Origin of the sequence: Blattabacterium cuenoti (assembly GCF_014251555.1) — a bacterium.
GTDB classification, from domain to species: domain Bacteria; phylum Bacteroidota; class Bacteroidia; order Flavobacteriales; family Blattabacteriaceae; genus Blattabacterium; species Blattabacterium cuenoti_P.
In genome coordinates this window covers 160835-179849 of sequence record NZ_CP059190.1, presented here as the reverse complement: position 1 = coordinate 179849, position 19015 = coordinate 160835, and the positions used below count along the sequence as shown (strand labels likewise).

The window sequence follows — 19015 nt, the reverse complement described above, 5'->3', positions numbered from 1 at the left end:
TGTTTATCCTTATTAAATTAAATAAATTTAAAATACATGTCTAGAAAATTTCCTTTTGGGGTAGCCACTGGTAATCTTGTTGGAGAGATATTCGAATACGCTAAGGAAAACATTTTTGCTATACCTGCTGTAAATGTTATTGGATCTAATACTATGAATGCAGTAATGGAAACCGCTGCAGAAGTGAATTCTCCTGTTATTATTCAATTGTCTAATGGTGGAGGTATTTTCAATGCGGGAAAAGGTTTAAATAATAACGTACAAAAAGCGGCAATCAAAGGAGCTATAGCTTGTGCTATGCATATTCATGAATTAGCCTCATCTTATAAAGCAACAGTCATTCTTCATACAGATCATTGTTCTAAACCTTTTCTTCCATGGATAGATGGATTAATCGAAGCCAATGAAGAATATTATAATCGTTTTGGAAAAACATTGTTCAGCTCACATATGCTAGATCTTTCTCAAGAACCTTTAAAAGAAAACATTAGTATTTGCGAAAAATATTTTGAAAGAATGAATAAAAGCAATATGACTATTGAAATAGAATTGGGTGTAACAGGAGGAGAAGAAGATGGAATAGATAATTCAAACATAGAAAATAATAAACTATACACTCAGCCAAAAGAAGTTAGTTATGCTTATGATAGATTAATTAAAATTAGCAAAAATTTTATCATAGCTGCTTCTTTCGGAAATGTTCACGGTGTTTATAGACCTGGAAATGTGATTCTTCGTCCTGAGATATTACAAAAAACACAAGAGTACATACGGAAAAAATTTCGTACCAAAAAAAAACCAGTTTCTTTAGTTTTTCATGGTGGATCAGGATCTTCCAAAAAAGAAATACAACAAGCTATTAGTTATGGAGTTGTGAAAATGAATGTGGACACCGATTTACAATATGCTTTTACTTGTGGAATTCGGGATTATATGAAAAAAAATGAGGAATATTTAAAAAAGCAAATAGGAAATCCAGAAGGAAAACATCTTCCAAATAAAAAATATTATGATCCTAGAGTTTGGTTAAGAGAAGGAGAAAAATCTTTTAAAATTCTTCTAAAAAAATATTTTGAATTCATGAATAATATTAATACTTTATAAAGAGCAACCATGGCTTGGTTTTTGAGAAAAAAAAAGAATATACTAACGTCGATAGACGATAGAAAAGATTTGCCGAAAGGGCTATGGTACAGAACTCCTAGCGGAAAAATTATAGATACAGAAGTATTAAAGAAGAATGCTTATGTCAGTCCAGAAGACGGATACCATGTAAGAATTCATAGCAAAGAATATTTTGAAATTCTTTTTGATAATGGTGATTTTTTGGAAATGAATATCAAAATGATTAGTAAAGATCCTATAAAATGGATAGATTATAAAAAATATACAGATAGAATTCAAGAGACTAGAAAAAAAACAAATTTATATGACGCTATTAGAACAGGAGTAGGAAAAATAAAAGGAATAGATGTGGTGATATCTTGTATGGATTTTTCATTCATAGGAGGATCTATGGGATCAGTAGTAGGAGAAAAAATATCTAGAGCAATAAAATGTTGTATAGAAAAAAAATTTCCATACATCTTAATCTCTAAATCTGGTGGAGCAAGAATCATGGAATCTTCTTTTTCATTAATGCAAATGGCTAAAACAATCGCTAGATTAACTCAATTACGTGATGCTAGAATTCCTTACATATCTGTTTTAACAGATCCAACTACAGGAGGAGTGACTGCTTCTTACGCTTTACTTGGAGATATAAATGTAGCTGAACCAGGAGCTCTTATTGGATTCGCTGGTCCTAGAGTAATCAGGGAAACAATTGGAAAAGATCTTCCAGATGGATTTCAAACAGCAGAGTTTCTCATGGATCATGGATTTATAGATTTGATCTCATCTAGAACTGAATTAAAAAAAAATATATACAACTTAGTTTCTATGATGATGTAAAAAAAATTCATTCCCATTCAATAGTAGATGGGGGTTTAGAGGTTATATCATATACCATTCTATTAATTCCATCAACTTCATTAATGATTCTATTTGAAACTTTTTCTAAAAAATCGTAAGATAAATGTGAGAAAGTACCAGTCATGAAATCCTCTGTGTTAATGACACGCAATACAGCTGCATATTCATAGGTTCGTCGATCTCCCATTACTCCTACAGATTTAACAGGTAATAAAATAATGAAAGCTTGACTAACAGAATTGTAAATATTATAGTTTTTTAATTCTTGCAGAAGAATACTTTCTGCTTCTTTTAAAATGGAAATTTTTTTTTCATTTATTTCTCCAATAATTCGAATGCTTAATCCAGGTCCAGGAAATGGATGACGATACAAAATTTCCTCTGGAAGTCCTAGTTTTTGTCCTATTTTTCTGACTTCATCTTTAAATAATTCTTTTAATGGCTCAATGATTTTCAACTTCATGAATGTTGAAGAAGGTAATCCACCTACATTATGATGAGATTTTATAGAATAATTTAATTCCTTTTTCTTTGAAGAAGATTCAATAATATCCGAATAAATAGTACCTTGCGCTAAAAATTCAACATTTTTAATTTTTTCTGATTCTTTTTGAAAGACAGAAATAAATTCTTCACCTATAATTTTTCTTTTCATTTCAGGATCAATAATACCAGTTAATCTAGATAAAAAACGATTTTTAGCATCTATTATTTTAATAGGTAAATTCATTTTTTGACATAAGAGAGATATTCTTTTTTTTTCTTCTTTTAAAAGTAATCCTGTATCTACAAAAATACAATTCAAAGAATTTCCAATAGCTTGATGAATGATATAAGCGGTTACAAAAGAATCTACTCCTCCAGAAAAACCTAATATCACTTTTTTTTTGTCTACACGTTTTTTTATTTTATCTATTGTATTTTGTATAAAATTGTTCAACTCCCAATTAGGAGTACACTTACAAATATTCAATACAAAATTTTTCAATATAGATATTCCGAATTCTGTATTTTTTACTTCTGGATGAAATTGAACAGCATAAATCTCTTTATTGATATGACTGAAAGCTGCAATAGCACAAGATGAAGTATGTCCAATAATTTGAAATTTTTTTGAAATATTTTTTACTTCATCAAAATGACTCATCCAAACAATGGATTTTTTTGGGATTCCATAAAATAAATTGTTACTGGAATGATCTATAATAAAGTAGGATTTACCATATTCTTTAGATTTAGATTTTTCTATCTCTCCTCCAAAAAGAAAAGAAATAAGCTGCATCCCATAACAAATTCCAAGTACAGGAATATCTAATTGAAAGATATTTTTAGAAATTAATGGAGATCCATTATCATAAACAGAAAAAGGTCCTCCTGATAAAATAATTCCCTTAGGTTTTTTTGATAAAATATGGGATATGGAAGTATCATAATCATATAATAAAGTATCTACTCCTAGATTTCGAATTCTTCTTGCAATCATATGACTATATTGAGAGCCAAAATCTAATATGCAGACAAAGTCTTTTTTCATTTTTTCATTTGGTTTTTACATTTATTTTTTATTATGAACCAATGTCTTTTCGGAAATACAAATTTTCGAATTGTATTTTTTTCACTTTATCATAAGCTTGTTTTCTGGCTTCTTGAATCGTATTTCCTAATCCTACCATATTTAGGACGCGTCCACTTGATGTGATCCAATTTCCTTGTTTTTTATTTGCTCCAGCAATATAAAAAGGATCTTGTAATGAATTTAATCCTATTATTATTTTTCCACTTTTGTATTTTTCCGGATATCCTTTAGAAGATAAAACAACACAACAAGAACATAATTTTTTCCAATAAATAGATACTTTCTTACTAAGAAAAGAAGATTGAATCACATCTAAAAAATTACTTTTCATTAATGGAAATAAAGTTTGAGCTTCAGGATCTCCAAGACGAGTATTATATTCTAATAAATAAACTTTATTAGAAGTGATCATTAATCCAAAATATAGAAATCCAAAAAAAGTTAATTTTTCTGAAATTAATCCTTCTAAAGTAGGTTCTAATATATTTTTTTGAAAATCTATCCAAATAGAATTAGTCATATATGGATTCGGAACAATAGCCCCCATTCCCCCTGTATTTATTCCTGTTTCATTTTCTCCAATTTTTTTATAATCTAGAGCAGATAAAAAAGGAATAATATGTTTTTCATTGAAAAAAGACATAATAGAAGCCTCTTTTCCTTGCAAGAATTCTTCTATGATAATTTGATTTCCAGATTTTCCAAATTTTTTTTCTATCATAATAGTTTTTAAGGCTTTTTTAGCTTCATTTTTGTTATGAGCTAAAATTACTCCTTTTCCTGCAGCTATTCCATTTGTTTTAATAACCACAGAACCAATACATTGATCTAAAAAATGGATAGCTTTTTTATAGCAATAAAAAACGTCATATTTAGGAGTTCTAATTCCATATTTTTTCATAAAGGATTTAGCAAAAATACGATCCCCTTCAAGTTTAGCTGCTAAATGATTCGGTCCTATTATTTTTAATCCAAAATTTTGGAAGATATCCACAATTCCTTCTATTAGGAAAATTTCGGATCCGACAATAGTTATATCTACTGCATTTTTTTTAGCAAAAACACCTAATTCTAATAGAGTTTGATGATTTTCAATATTTTTTCCTATAATTTCCGTTCCTCCATTTCCAGGGTAGAAATAAAGATTTACAGAATGATTATCTTCCAATAATTTTTTTCCAATAGCATGTTCACGTCCACCTCCTCCAAGGATTAAAATTTTCATCATTCTTAATGTTTAAAATGTCTTTTTCCAGTAAAAGCCATAGCTATCCCATAATCATCACAAGCTTTTACAGATTCTTTGTCTCGTATAGATCCCCCTGGTTGGAGAATAGCACGTATTCCACCCGAACGAGCCGCTTCATCTACAACATCACGAAAAGGAAAAAAAGCATCAGAGACTAGAACTAGACCTTCTTTACTTTTTTCTAAAGCTCTCTCTATAGCTTGAGTTGCTGCCCAAATTCTATTGGTTTGTCCTCCAGAAATACCTAAAGTTTGTGTACCCTTAGCTACTACAATAGCATTGGATTTCACATATTTTACTACTTTTTGAGCAAAAAATAAAGATTCCAATTCTTGATCAGTTAATTTTTTTTTAGTAACTATTTTATAATTTTCATCATGAGAAGAATCTGCTTCTTGCACTAAGATTCCTCCATCTATTTGAACAGATTCTAGTTTGTCCGAAATCGGTTCATTGATACTAATAATTCTAAGATTTTTTTTTATTTTTAAAATGTTCAAAACGTCTGTTTCGTAACTGTGTGAAAGGACTACTTCTAGAAAAATATGATTAATCTCTTTTGCTAATTCTTTTGTAATTGGAACATTAACAGCCATTATTCCTCCAAAAGACGAAATAGTATCAGCATAATAAGTTTTTTGAAATGCTTCAATAATGTTTTTTCCTAACGCCACTCCACAAGGAGTGGAATGTTTAACAGTACAACAAGCAGGTTCTGAAAATTGAGAAACAACTTTCCAAGCTATATCCATATCTCGTAAGTTATTAAATGACAATTTTTTTCCATGCAATTGATGAAAATTTCGCATGGATCCATGGTGAATCGTATTAATGTAATAAGCTGCTTTTTGATGAGGATTCTCTCCATAACGGAGATTCATTTTTTTTTCGTAAGAAGAATGTAAATAAAGAGGAAACTTATCTTCCTTTTCATCCATCAAAAGATATTGAGAAATAGCAGAATCATAAGCAGAAGTAAAATTAAATACTTTACCCGCCAATTTTTTTCTCAATTTTAATGAAGGAAATCCATAATGTTCAATTTCATTTTGTACTAATTCATAATCATTATCATCTGTAATGGCAGTGACATATAAAAAATTTTTAGCAGCTGCACGAAGCATAGACGGTCCTCCTATATCAATAAGTTCAATCAAAGAATTGATATGAGATTCTTTATGAATTTTTTCAAAAAATGGATAAAAATTAACCAACACAATATCAATCAGATGAATATTGTGAAAACGAATAGATTCGATATGTTTTTCAATTGAACGATTTGCTAAAATTCCTCCATATATATTAGGATGAATAGTTTTTACTCTACCATCTAAAATTTCAGGAAAAGAAGTAACATTCGATACTTCTATCACATTAGACAACCCGTTTTTTATTAAATATTGGTAGGTCCCACCAGTAGAAATTATTTGATATCCTTTTTGATCTAAAAAACTAGAAAATTGAAATAGTTTTTCATTTTTTTCATAAACACTAATTAAAGCTCTTTTCATAATACATACTACTAATTTTATTTTTGAGTATAAGTATAGTGGATTCTAATCTCTTCGTCAAAGATTTTTGATAGACTGAATTAATATTTCTCTTTCTATGAGAGAAACTTTTTGTGATAAAGACATTGGAGTTTCCTTTGAATAAATTTTACATGACTTTTTCAAAATTATATCTCCTGCATCCACGTCTTTCGTCACATAATGAACTGTAGCTCCTGATATTTTTTCCTTATTTTTAATAACTGCTTGATGCACTTTCATTCCGTACATTCCTTTTCCTCCATATTTTGGTAAAAGAGAAGGATGAATATTGATCACTTTTCCGATCCATTTTTCACAAAACTCTACATCAAGTATAGAAAGAAATCCAGAAAGAACTATAATATACGGAATATCTTTTACAAGTAAATTGTCTATTTCTTTAGAAAGAAATTTTTTATTAGTCTTTTCTAAAGATATGGCTGTTATATTTTTTTTTAACGCATACTGAATCGCACTACAACATCTATCAGAAATAACTAAATTGACTCTAAAATTAGAAAGTATACCGTTTTCGATTGCTTGTAAAATATGCTGCATATTGGTTCCTCTTCCAGAAACTAAAATAGCTATTTTTTTCATGTTCATGGTATATGAAAATGTTTTTTATTTCAAAAATACTTTTTTATTTCCTTTCACAACACTGCCAAAAACAAAAGGTTTTTCCCCTAAAAAACGGAGTCTATCTAAAATCGAATATTCTTCGTTCAAAGAAGTTATTATAATCATCCCTACTCCCATATTAAAAGTATTCCACATTTCTTGATCAGATAAATTTCCTTTTTTTCGAATATAATTGAAAACAGGTTGAATAGGAATTTTTTCTTTTTCGATTATAGCTGATAAGTTTTCCGGAAGAATTCTAGATAAATTATCTGATATACCTCCTCCAGTAATATGTGCTAATCCATGAATCACATTTTTCGAAAATTCTTTTAATAAAATATGAATAGTAAAATGATAAATTCTAGTTGGAATTAAAAGGGTTTCATAAAATGGTTTTTCTTGAAAATATTTTACAAAATCTTCTGTAGAAAAGATATTTCTAATTAAAGAAAAACCATTGCTATGCACACCAGACGAAGAAAGTCCTATTAAAATATCTCCCTCCTGAATCAGTTTTTTACCATCTATAAGATTATCTTTTTCTACAATTCCTACACAGAATCCAGCAATATCATAATCATTTTCTTGATAAATTCCAGGCATTTCTGCAGTTTCTCCTCCAATAAGGCAGGTATTAGTTTTTTTGCAAGAAATAGCTATTCCTTGTATAATTTTTTCTACAATAGAAGAATCTAGCTTTCCACAAGCTAAATAATCTAAAAAAAATAAAGGAGCTGCTCCATGACATAAAACGTCATTTGCGCACATTGCAAAGCAATCTTCTCCAATTAAAGAATATCTTTTGTAATCGATAGCTAAACGCAATTTGGTTCCAACTCCATCAACTCCAGATACTAAAATAGGTTCCTTATATCCACATTCATATATTTTATAAAATCCAGAAAAATGATCTAATGTACTCATAACTTTATTGTTATAAGTTTTTTTTAAAATTTTATTAATTTTGCATATAGTGAGATCGCTTTCTTTCATAATTTATTCATTTTTTTTAACCGGATAGTTTCCCGTAAAACAACCAAAACAATAATGACTGCTGCCAAGAATGGCTATCAAATTAGCCATGCTTAAGAATTCTAAACTATCTACATCTAGAATTTTTTCTATACTTTTTTTATCAATATGATTGTATGAAATGAGATCTTTTTTACTCGGAGTATCCACTCCTAAATAGCATGGAGCTATAATAGGAGGAGAAGCGCTTCTGAAATGAATTTCTTTAGCTCCTGCTTTTCTTAATATATAAACTAATCTTCGACTAGTGGTTCCACGAACTATAGAATCATCAATAATGACAATACGTTTTCCTTTTATTTCATCTAATATAGGATTTAATTTTAAGTTCACCATTTTTTCACGCATTTCCTGTTTAGGGAGAATAAAAGATCTGCCAATATATTTATTTTTCACTAAAATAGGTTTGAAAGGAATTCCAGAAGCTTTAGAGTAACCAATAGCAGCTGGAACTCCGGAATCTGGAACACCAATCACTACATCTGCTTCTACTGGGTGTTGTTCATAAAGTTTCTCTCCACTTTTTTCACGAATTTCATACACATTTATATTTTCAATTAAAGAATCAGGACGAGAAAAATAAATATATTCAAAAGAACATATTCTTTTTTTTGTATATTTTTTTTCTTTTAGCATAGAAAATCGAATTGATTTTTGATCTACGATAATAATTTCTCCTGGGAATAAATCTCTTACATAGAATCCACCCACAGAATCTATTCCACAAGTTTCAGAACTAAAAATATAAGTTTTTTCATTCAGCATTCCATAACACAAAGGACGTATTCCGTTTGGATCTCGAAATGCAGCCATTTTATTATCCATAAGTACTATGACAGAATAAGCTCCTATAATATCTAGAGTAGTTTTTTGAATCGCTTTTTCTAAACTATTATTAAATTCCAGTAAATACTTTTGAATGAGACGTAATATAACTTCAGAATCAGAGTATTCAGATATAAAATTGACTCCTTCAAATTCCAATTTTTTACGTATGTCTTGAGCATTGACTAAATTTCCATTGTGTACTATGGATATAGTACTCTTTCCATCGGAATTTTCCCCAAAAAAAGGTTGAATATTTTTTTTACTTTGCCCTCCTTCTGTAGAATAACGAGTATGCCCAATAACGGCATTTCCATGATAACATTCAGAATTTGAAATTTTTCTAAAAAAATCTAAAACCAGACCTTCACTTTTATGAGATATAATAAATCCATCTCGCAAGACAGAAAAACCACAAGCCTCTTGTCCTCTGTGTTGCAATGCAAATAAACCAAATTGAATCAAAGAAAAGGTGTCTACTTTATGAGGAGAATAAATCCCAAAAACACCACATTCATCATGAAACTTATCAGTATAACTATTTTTCAGAATTGAAGGGAATAATTGAGATATCATCTTTTTGGAAAAAGAATATCTTTGCCCCATTATTTTAATGGATTATCTTACATTTAACCTTTTTAATATTTCCATATAAATGTCAAGCACCTCTTCCTTTAATCCAATTCTAAATGGATCTTTATCTAACTTTTTCATTGTTTTTCTGTCCCAAAATCGACAGGTATCAGGACTAATTTCATCGGAAAGTAGAATCTCATTCTTATGATCTTTACCAAATTCTATTTTAAAATCTACCAATATAATATTTTTATTCAAAAAATATTTTTTGAGAATATTATTAACATTTGATATAATACGATAAATAGCATCGAGTTCTTTATAAGAAATAATTTCCAAGAATACTGCGTGATGATCATTAATAAATGGATCTTTTAATTTATCATTTTTATAAAATATCTCGAAAATAGGATTCAATAAACGAATTCCTTCTTGAATATTTAAACGTTTAGCCATGCTTCCAGCTACAATATTGCGAACAACAAATTCTAAAGGAATTATATTTACCTTATGGCATAATTGTTCCCGATTATTAATTTTTCGTATAAAATGAGTTTTAATTCCACAGGAATTGATAAATTTAAATATTAATGTACTTATTTCATTATTTAAAATTCCTTTGTCTTGCAAAAATTGATTCTTCAATCCATCCAAAGCCGTTATACTATCTTTATAATGAATTAGTACTTCAAGTGGATTGTTGGTGGTATATACTTTTTTTGTTTTTCCTTCTAATGAAAGATTTTTTCTAATTATGCAATTCATAATCACAAGTATTGCTCTATTTCATTTTCCAATTTTTTTCTGATTTCCATTCTAAATTTTAGCAATGATTTTTTGAGATCTTTATTTTTTATAGCCAAAATATGAATAGCCAATAAAGCTGCATTATAAGAATTATTTATTCCTACTGTAGCAACAGGTACATCTTTGGGCATTTGCACCATAGAAAAAAGAGCATCTATTCCTCCTAATGACCCATTATTGCAATGATAAATAGGGACTCCTATAACGGGTAATATAGTTTTTGAAGATATAAATCCAGGTAAATGAGCGGATAAGCCAGCTCCTGCAATAATCAAATCTGTTCCTTCAGATTCTATTTTTTTTATGGTATTTGATAAAATATCAGGCAGTCTATGTGCAGAAATAACATAAGATGTATAATTCACATTAAATTTTTTCAGTATTTCAGCAGCTGCTTTCATAGTTGGTTTATCGGAAACACTTCCAATAAGTATAGCCACTTTCATAATATGATTTAATTTTTTTATAAAAAATATTGTACTGCATTTTTAAAAATAGAATGTTCATGAATATTAGGTATATTTTTTAATAATCCATGATCATAACGTTCTGGATGAGTCATCCTTCCATAAATTTTTCCATCTTCACTTAATAATCCTTCTACAGCGGAAACAGATCCATTGGGATTATATAATCTTTCCAAACTAGGGGTCCCTTCCAAATCTACATACTGTGTGGCTATTTGATTTTTTTGAAATAAAATATTTGTTGTTTCTTTGTTTGCATAAAATCTACCTTCACTATGAGATATGGGGAGAGTGTATATTTTATTTTTCATTCCATTTAACCATGGAGATTGATCAGAAATCACTTTTATATGAACGCATTGAGATATATGTTTTTCTATTTTATTATAAGTCAGCGTAGGAGATTTATAATTTCTCAAGCAAACTTTTCCATAAGGTAATAATCCAGATTTTATCAATCCCTGAAATCCGTTACAAATACCTAATATCAATCCATCTCTATTAAGAAAACGTTTGATAGCATCCTTTATGTATGGATTATGTAATATAGATACAATAAATTTACCAGCACCATCCGGTTCATCTCCAGCACTAAATCCACCACAAAGCATAAATATTTGTACAGACTCTATCTGCTTTTTAATATGAAATATAGATTCAATAAGATCTTGGTCATTCAAGTTTTGAAAAACAAAAGTATTTACTGTAGATCCCTCTTTTTCAAATGCACGAATAGATTCAAATTCACTATTTGTTCCAGGAAATATGGGAATAAATACACGTGGTTTTCCTTTTTTTTTAAACTTACATTTCCACACTCTAGGATTACATTTTTTTTCTTGTTGAGTTGGTTTTTCTACTTTTTTAATATTTTTTTTAACTTCACTTTTTTTAACTTCACTAGAAGAAAAAATAGGAGTAAAAGTTTTTAACCAATTTTTTATAGATTCATTGAGATCAATAGAAATTCCATTAAAATTTAATGATTTAGAGGAAACGATTTCTCCTATTGGAACAAAATAATCTGAAATGGGTGATGAAGATTCTATAATTAAGGAACCTATGTTCATTTCAAGCAAATGCTCTTTACAATTTATAACTACTCCTAAACGATTTCCAAATGCCATTTTTGCAATGGCAACAGAAATTCCTCCGTCTTTCACTGTTTTTACTGAAACAATTTTTCCTGAACAAATTCCCTCATAAACCTGATCATAGGCCTTTTTAATAGAATCGAAATCTGGCATTTCATTTTTTAATGAATGATGATTATATAAATAAATTTTATTTCCTATTTTTTTTAATTCAGGAGAAATAACATTTAAACATGAACCAGTAGCGACTCCAAAAGCAATGAATGTTGGAGGGACATGTATATTTTTATATGTTCCTGACATGGAATCCTTTCCTCCAATAGAAGCTAATCCTAAAGACATCTGAGCATGATAAGCTCCCAATAAAGCAGAGAATGGTTCTCCCCAATTTTTGGGATCATTTTCTAATTTTTGATAATATTCTTGAAAACTAAAATAGGCATTTCGATAATTTCCTCCCATAGAAACAATTTTAGAAATACATTCCAAAATTGCATAAGACCCTCCATGAAGAGGACTCCAAGAAGAAATTTCAGGATGAAACCCCCAAGAAGCTAAACTAACTGTATTTGTAGTTCCTTTCAAAACAGGAATTTTTTGCACACTTCCTTCAGAAGGCGTCATTTGGTATTTTCCACCAAAAGGCATTAAAACTGTAGTAGCTCCCACAGTGCTATCAAACATTTCTACCAAATTTTTTTGAGAAGCTATATTTAATTTAGAAAGAGTATCTAAAAATGTTTTTTTACTAAATAAAAATTCTTTTGATTTTTTAAAAGGAGAAATAGAAGTAGGAGAACTCACATAAACAGGTTGCTCTTTATCCCCCCCTCTTGTATTCATAAAAGAACTTTTTACATTGAAAATTTCTTTTCCTTTATAACAAAATATAATTCTATGATTATCAGTTATTTCAGCTATAAACGTAGACATAATATTTTCTTCAAGAGCCAAATAAATGAATTTTTTAACATCTTTAGGATCTAATACTACAGCCATCCGTTCTTGAGATTCTGAAAGAGCAATTTCAATAGGATTCATTTCCTCATTTCTTGTGGGAATTTTATCTAAATAAAGAATCAAACTATCGCTTAATTCTCCTATAGCAACTGCAGCTCCTCCCGCTCCAAAATCATTACATTTTTTGATCAAAGATATGACTTCTTTTTTTCTAAAAAATCTTTGAATTTTTCTTTCTATTATTGGATTTCCTTTTTGTCCTCGTTGTATGTTATTTTTGAAATTTGTATCGTATTCCTTAGAAGAGTCAGTAGCTCCTCCTATTCCTTCCTTTCCTGTTAATCCACCAACTAATAAAATAACATCTCCTTTTTTTGGTTTTCTTTGTTTTATAAAACCAACGGGGACCGCTCCAATAACCATTCCAATCTCCATTCTTTTGGCTCTATATCCTTCATGATAAATTTCATTGACATGAGTTGTTGCTAATCCTACTTGATTTCCATAAGAACTATAACCATGAGCTGATTCAAAACAGATTTTATGTTGTGGTAACTTTCCATTAATAGTTTTTGAATTTGTAGGATCAGCGGCTCCACTTAACCTGAGTCCTTGATAAACGAAAGCTCTTCCAGATAATGGATCTCTAATTGCCCCTCCTATACAAGTAGAAGCTCCACCGAAAGGATCAATTTCAGTAGGATGATTGTGTGTTTCATTTTTAAATAATAAATACCATTTTTCCTTTTTTTTACTGCCTATGATGTCCACATCTATCATAATGATACACGCATTATGTTCATGAGATAAAACGTAATTTTTCAATTTACCCTTTTTATAAAAAATTATAGCAGGAAGATTAGATAAGTCCATGAAATTGATAGGATCTTTTGATTTTCCCATTGTATCTCTATCCTTTAAATATTTTCTGAAAATACTTTGATATGTATTTTTTAATGACCCTCCAAAAGATATATCGACTAGGCTAGTATAAAATGTTTTATGTCTACAATGATCGGACCAATAAACATCCAATATCCTAAATTCTGCTTTTGTAGGATTTCGTTTTTCTTTAATGAAATATTTCTGTATGAACAATAAATCATTTATATCTATGGATAAATTACAGGTTTTATGAAATTTATTTATTTTTTCAATAGAAAAATCAATGAAATCATCCACAATTTGAATATCATTTTTTTTTCTATCTGGTTTATCAAAAATCAAATCTGGATTAAGATAATATTTTTTAATTTTGTGAAAATCTTGATCTTGATTTATTCCAATTAACTCAATCAATTGGCCAGTTTTTACAAAAACAGTATTCGATTTAGGATCTAAAATTTTTATGCATTGCATAGCAACATTGGCACGATCATCATAATACTTTTCCGTTAATTTTTCTATATATGGATTCTCAAAATCCATTCTTTCATGTAAAATATCTGTTACAGGATCTACAAAAATTTTTGACAAACTTTCCCAAAAAAGTTCTTTACTTATGTTAAATATGTCATATATATAATAAACAACTACTTTAGATAATGAAACATCCATATTTTTAAATTCCTGATATAATTTTCTAGAATCAATATCAAAAGGAATTTTTTTTTGTATATAAATTCTGAAATTCATTGTTTTACGAAACAATATACATGTGTATTAAATTTGTCTATCCATATTAGATATATCAGAATCAATTAAATGATGAAATCGATTCAATATGGGATTCACTTTTGTATCAATAAATTCCAAAGTTTGATCTGAAGAAAATCCTATAAAATTTTTTGGGTTGAGTATTTGATTCATTTTTCTTTCATGAATTGGTATTTTTTTGTCATGCAAAATACGTTGAACAAAATCATTTTCTTTTCCTTCTAATTTTATTTTAGAATTTGTTTCCATAGAATGAATTCGTATTCTCTCATGAATTTCTTGTCTATCTGCCCCATTTTTCACACATTCTACAATAATGTATTCAGTAATTAAAAATGGAAGTTCATCTTGAATATGCTTTTCAATGATCTTAGGATATACAACAATGTTTTCTAATATATTATTCCAAATCATCAAAATAGCATCTGTCGCTAAAAATGATTGTCCTATAACTAGTCTTCTGTTAGCAGAATCATCTAAAGTACGTTCTAACCATTGAGTAGCTGCAACTATAGCTGAACTATTGGATAAAGAAATAACATATTTAGCTAAAGAAGCCATTCGTTCACTCCGTATAGGATTCCGTTTATAAGCCATAGCACTAGATCCGATTTGATCTTTGTCAAAAGGCTCTTCCATTTCTTTTAAATTTTGTAGTAAACGTAAATCATTACTAAATTTGTGAGAAGATTGAGAAATATTGGATAATAAGTTCAATACTTGAGCATCTACTTTTCTGTCGTAAGTTTGTCCTGTAATTGGAAACACATTTTGGAATCCAAATTTATTGGATAATTTTTTTTCTAAATATTTTACTTTTTGTAAATCTCCATGAAATAATTCTTTGAAGCTATCAGCCGATCCAACAGTTCCTTTCACTCCTCTAAAATGAATATTTTCCAACCTAAATTCTAATTCTTCTAGATCTAAAAGTAAACTTTGTATCCACAAAGCTGAACGTTTTCCTACAGTAGTCAACTGAGCAGGTTGATAATGTGTGAAAGCTAAAGTAGGAATATTATGATATTCTAAAGCAAAATTTCTAATGCGAAAAATGACATTAATCAATTTTTTAAGTAAAATTTCTAATCCATCACGAATCAAAATAATATCTGTATTATCTCCTAAAAACGCACTTGTAACGCCTAAATGTATAATAGGTTTTGCTTTAATAGCTTTCTCTCCAAAAGCGTACAAATGTGCCATCACATCATGACGAAATTTTTTTTCATAAAAAGAAACCCGATTCCAATCAATATCACATAAATGATTTTTCAAATCATGAATTTGTTCATCGCTAATATTTAATCCTATTTCTTTTTGTATTTCTGCTAAATACAACCATAATTTTCTCCAAGTAGTAAATTTTTTTTTTGGAGAAAAATTATATAACATTTCTTTGCTACTATATCGTTCTACTAAAGGATTTTTATATTCTTTCACAAAAAAATATTTTTAAGAAAAAATTTTAAAAAATGAATCTTTATTTTTAATAATGTTCTGATTTCTTTCTGAACCTACAGAAATCAATAACACCTCTAAATTTAGATAATCTTCAATAAATTTAATGTATTTCTTACAATTTTCCGGCAAATCTTTATATTCACGGATGTGAGATATGTTCTTTTTCCAACCAGGAAAATCTATATAAACACCTTTCATATTTTTTTCTATATTTGCTGGAAAGTGTTTGATCTCTTTTCCATTATATTTGTATTCTACACATACTTTAATAACTTTTAATTCACTTAATATATCTAATTTTGTGATAATTAGACAATTAATTCCATTGATCATACAAGAATACTTAAGAGCTATCAAATCCAACCATCCACATCGTCTTGGACGTTTTGTTGTTGCTCCATATTCATTTCCTTTTTGACGTATGATATCACCTATTTTGCTCTTAATTTCTGTCGGAAAAGGACCAAATCCTACACGTGTACAATATGCTTTTGCTATTCCTATAAAATTTCCTAAAAAATTAGGAGGAATTCCAGATCCTATGCATACACCTCCTGTAGAAGTAGAAGAAGTAGTGACATATGGATATGTTCCATAATTAATATCCAATAACATAGCTTGAGCTCCTTCAAACAGAATTTTTTTTTGATTATGAAAAGCATCATGAATTTCATGAACTGCATCTATGATTCGATTAGAAAGAACTTTTGCATATTCTATATATTCTTCATAAACAGATTCAAAAACAATAGGTTTTTTTTTATAAACTTTTGTTATAATCTCATTTTTGAAATCTATATTATATTTCAGTTTTTGGTAAAATTTCTTTAAGTTTAAAAAATCTAATACACGTATTCCCATACGAGCTGTTTTATCTTCATAAGTTGGACCTATTCCACGATGTGTGGTCCCAATAGACTGATCAGCTAATACTTCTTCTTTATATTGATCAAGAAAACGATGATAAGGCATAGTTACGTGTGCTCTCTTTGCTAAAAAGACTTTGGATGTGTCAATATTCATTGATTCTAAATCCTGTATTTCTTTAAGAAAAGATTTAGGGTCAACAACCACTCCAGGTCCAACTATGCATTTCACATTAGAATAAATAACTCCAGAAGGAATTAAATGAAGAATGAAATAATGATTCTTAACATGAATAGAATGACCTGAATTATTTCCTCCCTGATAACGGATTACATAATCTGAATTTTTAGAAAGTAAATCTGTGATTTTTCCTTTTCCCTCGTCACCCCATTGGAGACCAACAATAACATTTGAAGGCATGACATTTATACATTTTGATAGTTTTCAACAAAGTTAATTGTTATAAACAGATAATAAAAAATATTTCATTTTTTTTTTAGATTTAAATCTCGTTTTAGATGTTGATACGCCAGTTTTGTAGCTTTTCTTCCTCTAGGTGTTCTAATTAAGTATCCTTCTTTGATAAGAAAAGGTTCATAAACTTCTTCTATCGTATCTGAATTTTCGCTAACAGCTGTCGCTATAGTATTAATTCCCACAGGTCCACCTTTAAAATGATCTATAATAGATAAAAGAATTCTGTTATCCATTTCGTCCAATCCATTTTTATCTACATTAAGAGCTTGTAATCCTAAATTACATATATTGATATCAATAGTCCCATTTCCTTTTATTTGTGCAAAATCACGAATTCTACGAAGTAAAGCATTAGCTATACGTGGAGTACCACGACTCCTATTAGCGATTTCATAAGAAGCTTCTTCCGTAATTGGAATATTTAGTAATTTTGCACTTCGATTTACAATATTTTTCAATAGTTCCTTTTCATAATAACCAAGACGAAAATTGATCCCGAATCTAGATCGCATAGGAGCTGTAAGCAATCCAGATCTGGTAGTTGCTCCTATTAAAGTAAAAGGAGATAAATCTATTTGTACTGATTTAGCGTTAGATCCAGAATCTATAATAATATCTATTTTGTAATTTTCCATAGCCGAATACAAATATTCTTCAACGATTGGAGAAAGTCGATGAATTTCATCAATAAAAATAACATCATTTAATTTTAAATGAATTAGTAATCCAGCTAAATCTCCTGGTTTATCTAAAACAGATCCTGAAGTAACAGTAATATTAACACATAATTCATTAGCTACAATATGAGCAAGTGTTGTTTTTCCTAATCCTGGAGGCCCATGAAACAAAATATGATCTAAGGCGTCTTTTCTTTTTTTAGCGGCTAGAATAAAAATTTTTAAATTTTCTAATATATCATGTTGTCCAACAAAATCTTTAATTTTTTTTGGGTTTAAAGATCCTTCTAAAAAAGATGACACTGGCTATATATTTTAATATTCATATTCAAAATCAGAAAATGGATCCAAAAGAAAATAAATAATACAAAATTCCAGGATTTTAAAACATTTAATATAGGATAATTTGTTAAATCAAATTGAATAGGAACAATAGACACATATCCGTTTTTTAATGCCCATTCGTCTGTATCTATTTTTTCATCAAAATTAACAAAATCACCTACTAACCAATAATAAGTTCTTCCTTTCGGATTGGATCGTTTATCAAAACTTTCTTTCCATTTAGACCCTGCTTGTCTACATATTTTAATTCCTTTGATTTGTTCTTTTTTCAATTTTGGAATATTAACATTCAGACTAATTATTTTTTCTGGAATAGGATTATAAAGTATTTTTTTAACAATTCTATAAACATATTTTTTTGATGGTTCAAAATCAGCATTCCAATCAAAATCCAATAGAGAAAATCCTACAGATGGAATTCCTTCTATACTAGCTTCAATAACAGCGGAAACTGTTCCAGAATACATGATATTTATAGAAGAATTTGATCCATGGTTAATTCCTGATACACAAATATCAGGCTTTCTTGGAAGAATTTTATTAATAGCTAATTTCACACAATCTACCGGTGTTCCTGAACATTCCCATTCTTTTTGATTCCCATTATCTATTTTAACAGAATCGCAATACAACACAGTATTCATAGTTATGGCATGTCCTACTCCAGACTGAGGCTTATTTGGAGCAACAACATACACGTCTCCTAAAGGATTCATAGCATGAACAAGTGCTCTAATACCTGGAGCTATAATTCCGTCATCATTTGTGACTAAAATAATTGGTTTTTTATTCATTTTTTTACAGAAAAAAACT

General features: G+C 28.9%; 15 protein-coding genes. 2 read left to right on the top strand and 13 right to left on the bottom strand.

The window, feature by feature from the left end:
• Positions 1-36 precede the first annotated feature (36 nt).
• On the top strand, positions 37-1104 hold the full coding sequence (gene fbaA, locus H0H68_RS00830; RefSeq protein WP_185853476.1) for a class II fructose-bisphosphate aldolase: 1068 nt from the start codon (positions 37-39) through the stop codon (positions 1102-1104).
• 9 nt (positions 1105-1113) lie between these two features.
• Positions 1114-1953 carry an acetyl-CoA carboxylase, carboxyltransferase subunit beta gene (accD, locus tag H0H68_RS00825; protein ID WP_185853475.1) on the top strand — a complete coding sequence of 280 codons (840 nt, stop codon included), beginning with the start codon at positions 1114-1116 and terminating at the stop codon, positions 1951-1953.
• A 7-nt stretch (positions 1954-1960) separates the two neighbouring features.
• Here the strand turns inward: accD and guaA are convergent, their stop codons facing one another.
• The 13 genes from guaA to surE form a co-directional block, all read right to left on the bottom strand.
• Positions 1961-3508 (bottom strand): glutamine-hydrolyzing GMP synthase, encoded by a 1548-nt coding sequence (gene guaA / locus H0H68_RS00820; protein ID WP_185853474.1) that lies wholly within the window; start codon positions 3506-3508, stop codon positions 1961-1963.
• A gap of 31 nt (positions 3509-3539) precedes the next feature.
• A complete protein-coding gene (gene purD, locus H0H68_RS00815) occupies positions 3540-4775 on the bottom strand; it encodes a phosphoribosylamine--glycine ligase (RefSeq protein WP_185853473.1) in 1236 nt (411 codons plus the stop codon).
• A 5-nt stretch (positions 4776-4780) separates the two neighbouring features.
• Positions 4781-6310: a bifunctional phosphoribosylaminoimidazolecarboxamide formyltransferase/IMP cyclohydrolase gene (purH, locus tag H0H68_RS00810; protein ID WP_185853472.1), complete on the bottom strand. Its 1530-nt coding sequence runs from the start codon at positions 6308-6310 to the stop codon at positions 4781-4783.
• Between the two features lie 57 nt (positions 6311-6367).
• Positions 6368-6931, bottom strand: coding sequence for a formyltransferase family protein (locus H0H68_RS00805; protein ID WP_185853616.1), 564 nt, complete (start codon positions 6929-6931; stop codon positions 6368-6370).
• A gap of 24 nt (positions 6932-6955) precedes the next feature.
• Positions 6956-7948, bottom strand: coding sequence for a phosphoribosylformylglycinamidine cyclo-ligase (gene purM, locus H0H68_RS00800; RefSeq protein WP_185853471.1), 993 nt, complete (start codon positions 7946-7948; stop codon positions 6956-6958).
• A gap of 3 nt (positions 7949-7951) precedes the next feature.
• Complete coding sequence (purF, locus tag H0H68_RS00795; protein WP_185853615.1) at positions 7952-9388, bottom strand: amidophosphoribosyltransferase; 1437 nt, start codon at positions 9386-9388, stop codon at positions 7952-7954.
• 42 nt (positions 9389-9430) lie between these two features.
• The gene (purC, locus tag H0H68_RS00790) at positions 9431-10153 is read right to left on the bottom strand and encodes a phosphoribosylaminoimidazolesuccinocarboxamide synthase (protein ID WP_185853470.1); all 723 of its coding nucleotides are present in this window, start codon (positions 10151-10153) and stop codon (positions 9431-9433) included.
• A gap of 2 nt (positions 10154-10155) precedes the next feature.
• Entirely contained in the window at positions 10156-10641 is a 486-nt protein-coding gene (gene purE / locus H0H68_RS00785) for a 5-(carboxyamino)imidazole ribonucleotide mutase (RefSeq protein WP_185853469.1), read from the bottom strand.
• A 17-nt stretch (positions 10642-10658) separates the two neighbouring features.
• A complete protein-coding gene (locus H0H68_RS00780) occupies positions 10659-14351 on the bottom strand; it encodes a phosphoribosylformylglycinamidine synthase (RefSeq protein WP_185853468.1) in 3693 nt (1230 codons plus the stop codon).
• 27 nt (positions 14352-14378) lie between these two features.
• Complete coding sequence (purB, locus tag H0H68_RS00775) at positions 14379-15815, bottom strand: adenylosuccinate lyase (protein ID WP_185853467.1); 1437 nt, start codon at positions 15813-15815, stop codon at positions 14379-14381.
• A 12-nt stretch (positions 15816-15827) separates the two neighbouring features.
• Entirely contained in the window at positions 15828-17123 is a 1296-nt protein-coding gene (locus tag H0H68_RS00770) for an adenylosuccinate synthase (RefSeq protein ID WP_185853466.1), read from the bottom strand.
• 65 nt (positions 17124-17188) lie between these two features.
• A complete protein-coding gene (gene ruvB, locus H0H68_RS00765) occupies positions 17189-18160 on the bottom strand; it encodes a Holliday junction branch migration DNA helicase RuvB (protein ID WP_185853465.1) in 972 nt (323 codons plus the stop codon).
• Entirely contained in the window at positions 18145-18996 is an 852-nt protein-coding gene (gene surE / locus H0H68_RS00760) for a 5'/3'-nucleotidase SurE (protein WP_185853464.1), read from the bottom strand. Before surE ends, ruvB begins: the two co-directional genes overlap by 16 nt.
• Positions 18997-19015 lie beyond the last annotated feature (19 nt).

Excerpts from the sequence above, each read along its gene's own strand:
- H0H68_RS00780 (WP_185853468.1), bottom strand. The coding sequence starts at position 14,351 with ATGAATTTCAGAATTTATATACAAAAAAAAATTCCTTTTGATATTGAT.
- H0H68_RS00770 (WP_185853466.1), bottom strand. The coding sequence starts at position 17,123 with ATGCCTTCAAATGTTATTGTTGGTCTCCAATGGGGTGACGAGGGAAAA.
- fbaA (WP_185853476.1), top strand. The coding sequence starts at position 37 with ATGTCTAGAAAATTTCCTTTTGGGGTAGCCACTGGTAATCTTGTTGGA.
- purE (WP_185853469.1), bottom strand. The coding sequence starts at position 10,641 with ATGAAAGTGGCTATACTTATTGGAAGTGTTTCCGATAAACCAACTATG.
- accD (WP_185853475.1), top strand. The coding sequence starts at position 1,114 with ATGGCTTGGTTTTTGAGAAAAAAAAAGAATATACTAACGTCGATAGAC.
- purC (WP_185853470.1), bottom strand. The coding sequence starts at position 10,153 with ATGAATTGCATAATTAGAAAAAATCTTTCATTAGAAGGAAAAACAAAA.
- purF (WP_185853615.1), bottom strand. The coding sequence starts at position 9,388 with ATGATATCTCAATTATTCCCTTCAATTCTGAAAAATAGTTATACTGAT.
- purM (WP_185853471.1), bottom strand. The coding sequence starts at position 7,948 with ATGAAAGAAAGCGATCTCACTATATGCAAAATTAATAAAATTTTAAAA.
- purH (WP_185853472.1), bottom strand. The coding sequence starts at position 6,310 with ATGAAAAGAGCTTTAATTAGTGTTTATGAAAAAAATGAAAAACTATTT.
- H0H68_RS00805 (WP_185853616.1), bottom strand. The coding sequence starts at position 6,931 with ATGAAAAAAATAGCTATTTTAGTTTCTGGAAGAGGAACCAATATGCAG.
- guaA (WP_185853474.1), bottom strand. The coding sequence starts at position 3,508 with ATGAAAAAAGACTTTGTCTGCATATTAGATTTTGGCTCTCAATATAGT.
- purD (WP_185853473.1), bottom strand. The coding sequence starts at position 4,775 with ATGAAAATTTTAATCCTTGGAGGAGGTGGACGTGAACATGCTATTGGA.
- surE (WP_185853464.1), bottom strand. The coding sequence starts at position 18,996 with ATGAATAAAAAACCAATTATTTTAGTCACAAATGATGACGGAATTATA.